This window comes from Rhodococcus sp. P3_B8, from assembly GCF_056402775.1.
The window spans coordinates 1-6370 of sequence record NZ_JBFUGT010000349.1; the positions used below are offsets into that span (position 1 = coordinate 1).

Consider the following 6370-nt stretch of genomic DNA (forward strand, 5'->3'; position numbering starts at 1 on the left):
GTCTCCGTCTTCAGTGACATCCGTTCGGCGATTGTGCGGATCGCCTCGTATTCCGAGGCGTAGTCACCACGGTGCTCGAGGACCAGGCGCACGGCCTTCTCTCGCACCTCGGCTGGATAGACATTCGGCATAAGGATTACCTTCCCAAGAAAGAAGGTGCGCATCAAACCCGGGACGATTCAAGGCGTGGGCGTAGCTGCCGGTGAGCGACGACAGGGCCGTCCCGGCCCAGGGTGCGAGGGCCATGACGATGACGACCGGCGCGGACATCAGCCCATTGAGGCGCCCGTAATGGGTGGCACCCCACCGGTCGGTGATCGCGGTCGCCTGGATCAGGGTGAAGATCCCGCGGACCAGCCCGGCACCGATGGCGACCGAGATCAACGCGAGGGTGGTGGAGACGATCCCGAGCAACGCCGTAGACGCGGCGGTGGCGGCAAGGATCACCACGATCCGGGTGCGGGCGGTGATGCGCGCCGCCAACGGGAGGTACCCGATGCGGCCGAGGACCTGCCCGGCCCCACCCAACCCCAACGTCAGGGCCGCGAGGGACGGGGAGAAGCCCTGCTCGATCAGCAGCGGCACCAGGTTGAACACCCCGGCGAACGCGGCGAACGCCCCCAGGCTCAGGGCGATGACGAGGGCGAGGAACGCGCGGCTGTGGGCGGCGTCCCGGTGATCGACTGGATGCGTCCCGGTCGGTGCGGGTGGGTGCGGCCACCGCCCAGCAAACCCAGAAGGTGCCCGGGTACGGTGATGATCGCCAGGATCGCGGCGAGGACGAGATACGTGGCCCGCCAGTCATATCGGTCCACCAAGGCCGCGGTCAGCGGGGCGAAGGCGGTGCTGGCCAACCCCGCGGCGAGGGTGAGGATCATCAGCGCCTTGACATAGCCGTCGCTGTACCAGCGGGTCAGCGCGGCGAATGCGGGTGGATACAGCACCGCGCCCATCGCGATCCCGGCGGCGATCCAGCCGGCGTAGAAGATCGGCAGGTTCGGGGCGGCCGCCACGACCAGCAGCGCGGGGACGGCGAGGACGGATCCGGTGGTCATCACCGCCCGCGGGCCGATTCGGTCGATGATCCGCCCGACCGGGATGCCGGTCAGGGCGGCGGCGAGCTGGGAGAGGGAGAACGCCGCCGGTGAGCACCGGCAGCGACCACCCGGTGTCCGCCGAAATGGACACCGACAGCACCGGAAACGCGTAGTACAGGATGCCCCAGCTGGTGATCTCGGTCAGGCACAGCACCGCCAGGACCCGCCGCAGACCACCCCGATCGAGCGTGGGGGTGGTCTGCGGCAGGGTCCTGGTGTCCGTCATCGGTTATCCGCCCGCACGGGCGGACAGAGTGATCAGCGCCTGAGCCGGGGCAGCGCAGCACCCAGCGGGGGCGTCCTCGGCGTCGGCCGAGATGTTGTCGGGGTCGTCGAACACCCCGGCCCCGCCGCACACCCCGGTCTCGGGCAACGTGAGCTCGACGCGGGCGGCGGCGTCATGGTCCCCGTCCAGGGGCGGCGGCGATGGAGCGGACCTGCTCGTAGCCGGTCATCGCCAGGAACGTCGGGGCGCGGCCGTAGCTCCTCATCCCGACCAGGAACACATTCGGCTCCGGATGCGACAGCTCGGCGACCCCGTGCGGGTAGACGGTGCCGCAGGAGTGCACGTTCGGGTCGATCAACGGCGCCAACTCCACCGGCGCCTGCAGCACCGGATCGAGGCCGAGGCGGATCTCCGACAACCAGGACAGGTCCGGGYGGAACCCGGTGAGCACCACCACCCGATCGACGTCGTCGATGCGGGCACCGGTGTCGGAGACCAACACCACCCGGTCACCGTCGTCGGGTTCGATGGTGGCGGTGCGGAATCCGGGAACCACCGTCAGCAGTCCGGCGTCCACGGCCGCCTTGGCGCGCAGGCCGAGGGCGCCGCGGGCGGGCAGCTGGTCGTCGTCGCCGCCGAAGGTGGAGCCGACGTCGCCGCGACGCAGCACCCAGCTGATCCGGGTGCCCGGCGCCTGCTTCTCCAAGTCGGCCAAAGCGACGATCGCRGTCATCGCCGAGTGCCCGCTGCCGGCGATCACGATGTGCTTGCCCGCATACCTCGCTCGCACTGCCTCGTCGGCGAGGTTCGGGACCCGGTACTCGATGACATCGACGGCGTCGCGCTCGCCGAGGGCGGGCAGGCCCTCCCCGCCGAGGGGGTTGGGGGTGGTCCAGGTGCCGGAGGCGTCGATGACGGCGTGGGCGGTGATGCGGCCCTCGGTGCCGTCCGATCGGCGCAGGTGCACCGACAGCGGTTCGGTGTCGCGGCCGGCGTCGACGACCCGGTCGCGGCCGCGGCGGGCCACGCCGACCACCTCGGTGTTCAGCTGCACGATGTCGTCGCCGAGCGCGGTCGCCAAGGGGACCAGGTAGTCGCGGGTCCAGTCCTGGCCGGTCGGGTACGTGTCGTCGTCCGGGGCGGTCCAGTCGTGGTCTCGAGCAGGCGGCGGGCGGCGGGGTCGATCAGTTCACCCCAGCGGGAGAACAGCCGCACGTGGTTCCATTCCACGATCGCGGCACCGGCGCTCTCCCAGCGTTCGAACCAGCGGCGTCAGGCCGCGTTCACGCAGCTGCGCCGCGGCGGCGAGGCCGACCGGTCCGGCCCCTACGACGACTACGGGCATGGTGTTCATCTCGAAAATCCTTTCATCGACGTTCATCGATCCTCTGATTTGGGAGAGTATCGACGTCTGTCGATGAATGCACCCATCGACGGATATCGATATAGTGAACCCATGACTTCCCTGGACATGCCGGCCCTCCGCACCCCCGGCGCCGATCAGGTGGATGCGTTGGCGCCGGACGATGCGGCCACCTACGCCGGGTGGTTCGCCTGCCTGGCCGACCCGACCCGAGTCCGGCTGCTGCACCAGGTCGCCAGCCATCCCGCGGGCATCACCGTCGGTGAGTTGGCCGAGGCACTCGGGATCGGGCAGCCCACCGTCTCGCATCACGTCCGCAAGCTCGCCGACGTCGGATTCGTCACCGCCGAAAAGAACGGCACCAGCACCGTCGTCGTGGTCAACCCGTCCTGCTGCACCGGCCTCCCGCACGCCGCCGACGCGGTAATGGGTGTGCTCACCCCGCGCCCGTGCTGCCCGGACGACCTCCCCGACGACGTGACCGTCCGCCCGATGCGCGAGCAGGACTGGGAGACGGTGCGCCGGATCTACGGCGAGGGGATCGCCACCCGCACCGCCACCTTCACCACCGAAGTCCCCACCCGCGGCACCCTGGACGCGCAGTGGCTGCCCGGGCATCGGTGGGTCGCCGAGATCGACGACGTCGTGGTCGGCTGGGCGGCGCTGACCCCGACCTCCGGGCGGGACTGCTACCAGGGCGTCGCCGAGAACTCGATCTACGTCGCCGACGGGATGCGCGGGCGCGGCGTCGGCAAGGCCCTGCTGCGCACCCAGGTCATCGCCGCCGACGAGGCCGGAGTGTGGACGCTGCAGACCTCGATCTTCCCGGAGAACCGGGCCAGCATCGCCCTGCATCACTCCGCGGGATTTCGCACCATCGGGGTGCGCGAACGCATCGCCCAACTCGACGGCATCTGGCGCGACACCGTCTTCCTCGAACGCCGCTCCCCAGTGGCCGGATAGTCCCCCTCGAACCAGAACCGTCTGGGGCACATGATGTCCGAGCCGCCACCTGTTGATCGTGCCGCAATCGCCGCCGACCTCGACCGCGCCCGGCGGGCACTGCACGACCTCCTCGACCACGCCTCGCCGGAGGACTTCGAGCGCCGCTCGAACGGCACCCGCTGGACCAACGAACAGTTGCTGTTCCACATGGTGTTCGGCTACATGGCGGTACGCCGGCTGCTGGTTCTGGTCCGGGTGTTCTCCCGGCTGCCCGACCCGATCGGCCGCGGATTCGCCCGCGCCCTGGACACGACAACACCGGTGTTCCACGAGATCAACTACCTCGGATCGTGCGCGGCGGCAACGGTGTTCGACCGCCGCCGGATGGGCCGCCACTGCGACCGTGTCATCGCCAAACTGCAACGCTCCCTGTCCAAGGAATCTGAGATGAACCTGCGGCGCAGCATGGCCTTTCCGGTGCGCTGGGATCCGTTCTTCGACGAGGTCATGACCGCCGAGCAGGTGTACCGATACCCGGGCAAGCATTTCGACTTCCACCGCGCCCAGCTCACACTCGGCTGACGTATTCAGCCGAGTGCCGCAGCGCGCAGTCAGGCTTCCTGAGGCGGACTCCGCCAGCGACTCGGGGAGCTGGCGGGGCCCGGTTCACGGCAACGAGTCGAGGCATCAGTCGCACGGAGGCGACCATGCCGATCACCTCGCGTGCATCCTTCCGAATCAACCGGCGTCTATAGGTGTGCCGACATCCCGACACCCGACATCGAGTACGAGGACACTTTCATGACCACCATTCCCCCCGATACAGACACCGACCGCGCGCTCAAGGCCAAGCACCGGGCGTTGTGGGCCTCCGGCGACTACCCGACCGTCGCCGCCGAGCTGATCCCGACCCTCGGCGAGGTGCTCGTGGAGGCAGCCGATATACGCGACGGCCAGCGGGTGCTCGACGTGGCCGCCGGCAGCGGCAACGCCGCGATCCCGGCCGCCGCACGCGGCGCCACCGTCGTCGCGTCGGACCTGACACCGGAACTGTTCGACGCCGGGCGAGCGATCGCCGCCCAGCGCGGCGTCGAGCTGGACTGGGTCGAGGCCGACGCAGAGGCGTTGGCGTTCGACGACGACAGCTTCGACGCCGTCATCTCGGTCGTCGGAGCCATGTTCGCGCCGCACCATCGGCAGACCGCCGACGAGATGCTGCGAGTCTGCCGGCCCGGCGGCACCATCGCGATTATCAACTGGACACCGCAGGGCCTGATCGGCAACCTGTTCAAGACCATGGGACCCTACGCACCGCCCCCGCCGCGCGGTGCGACCCCGCCGCCGTTGTGGGGCGACGAGCAACACGTCCGCGACCTGTTCGGCGACCGGGTGACCGCGCTCGACACCCGCCGCCAGTCGCTCATGATCGACCGCTTCGCAGACCCGACCGAGTTCCGGGAGTTCTGGAAACGCAACTATGGCCCGACGATCGCCGTGTACCACCACAACGCCGCGCACCCGGATCGGATCGCGAACCTCGAGCGAGATTTCCTGCAGTTCCTCACCGCATGGAATCGGGCCGATGCGCCCGGTCGGACACTCTACGAGGCCGAGTACCTGCTCGTCACCGCACGCAAGCGGTAGCCCGCATTGGCCCTCGCTCACCGGCAGCGGGTCCCAGGATCGCGGAACTCACCGCCTTCGCCGCAGAGTTTGAGAATGGCGGCATGCGTACCACTGGGAGGTCGCCGCCCGCGCCGGAGCGAATGCGGAAGACGCTGCGGTACTACGAGCATCGAAGGCCTGTTGGTTGGAGGAGCCGCCCCGGTCTTCGGCCGGGTATCGGTTCGCCTGTTGGGTTTGCCTCCTGATTCGACCTCTGTCTCGAATCTGCCGCGGACGTAGGCGGCGGTGCGGGAATCGACGGGCCCCGAACGCCGAACCCGAAAACGTAACTGGACCCGACCACCGGCACCGTCACGATGCAAGCGAGGGACGGTGCACCCGCGATCTGGACGCATCGCCCATCGACTGATCGGATCTGTCGGTGTTCACTCGAATCATCACAAGCAATGCGAAGGCTCGACCTGCAAGGGTGGACACCAGGGCGGCGCCGCACATCGAGGCTGGGAGGAACGGCCAGGATGAAACCGGACACAGCGGAAGCCCGCATGTTGCTGTCGGCGATCGAGCATGCCCAGAACATGGTCGCACTCGCCGACTACGACACCGGACGCCTGCGCTACCTCAACCCCGCCGGGATGCAGCTGATGGGATTGACCGACGAGGCGGCCGTCGCCGCCCGCTGGGCGCCGGAGTTCTTCACCGACGTCGGATTCATCCAGGCCCCCGAGATGGAATCAGCCCTGCTCGAACAGGGCCGGTGGGAGGGCCGGTCGGAGTTTCGGCACTTCCTCACCGGTGAACCGATCCCGGTCACCTTGTCCACCTACGTGATCGAGCACACCGAGGACCAGCGCCCTGCGGTGATCGCCTGCATCGCCCAGGACCTGCGCACCGCCCAGGAGCACGAACAGCGCCTGCACACCGCATTGGAGGCGGCCGCGTACCGGGTCCGCGAACAACGCGCCCTCGCCGACCTGAGTCAGCTCGCCGTCGACGGCGACCTCGACCACGTCCTCGTGGCCGCGGCGGACGCAGCCGCCGCGTTGGTCGGGGTCAACTGCGCCTCGGTGGCCCGGGCCGAGGAGCCGGGCGGTGCGTTGCGGGTGCTCGCCT

General features: G+C 69.2%; 4 protein-coding genes and 2 pseudogenes. 4 read left to right on the forward strand and 2 right to left on the reverse strand.

Features of this window, described 5'->3' with window-relative positions; translation table 11 throughout:
- Positions 1–183: 183 nt before the first annotated feature.
- Positions 184–1323 (reverse strand): annotated as a pseudogene (locus tag AC1D1G_RS39860) (MFS transporter); the annotation flags it as partial.
- A 3-nt stretch (positions 1324–1326) separates the two neighbouring features.
- A pseudogene (locus tag AC1D1G_RS39865) lies at positions 1327–2677 on the reverse strand (NAD(P)-binding domain-containing protein).
- Positions 2678–2779: 102 nt separating this feature from the next.
- On the opposite strand from AC1D1G_RS39865, the gene AC1D1G_RS39870 reads away from it, so the two are divergent.
- The 4 genes from AC1D1G_RS39870 to AC1D1G_RS39885 all read left to right on the forward strand — a co-directional run.
- Entirely contained in the window at positions 2780–3649 is an 870-nt protein-coding gene (locus AC1D1G_RS39870; protein WP_477956346.1) for a helix-turn-helix domain-containing GNAT family N-acetyltransferase, read from the forward strand.
- Positions 3650–3682: 33 nt separating this feature from the next.
- Entirely contained in the window at positions 3683–4213 is a 531-nt protein-coding gene (locus AC1D1G_RS39875; protein ID WP_477956347.1) for a DinB family protein, read from the forward strand.
- Positions 4214–4432: 219 nt separating this feature from the next.
- On the forward strand, positions 4433–5275 hold the full coding sequence (locus AC1D1G_RS39880) for a class I SAM-dependent methyltransferase (RefSeq protein ID WP_477956348.1): 843 nt from the start codon (positions 4433–4435) through the stop codon (positions 5273–5275).
- A 500-nt stretch (positions 5276–5775) separates the two neighbouring features.
- On the forward strand, positions 5776–6370 hold a 595-nt coding region (locus tag AC1D1G_RS39885), incomplete at its 3' end, for a PAS domain-containing protein (protein ID WP_477956349.1).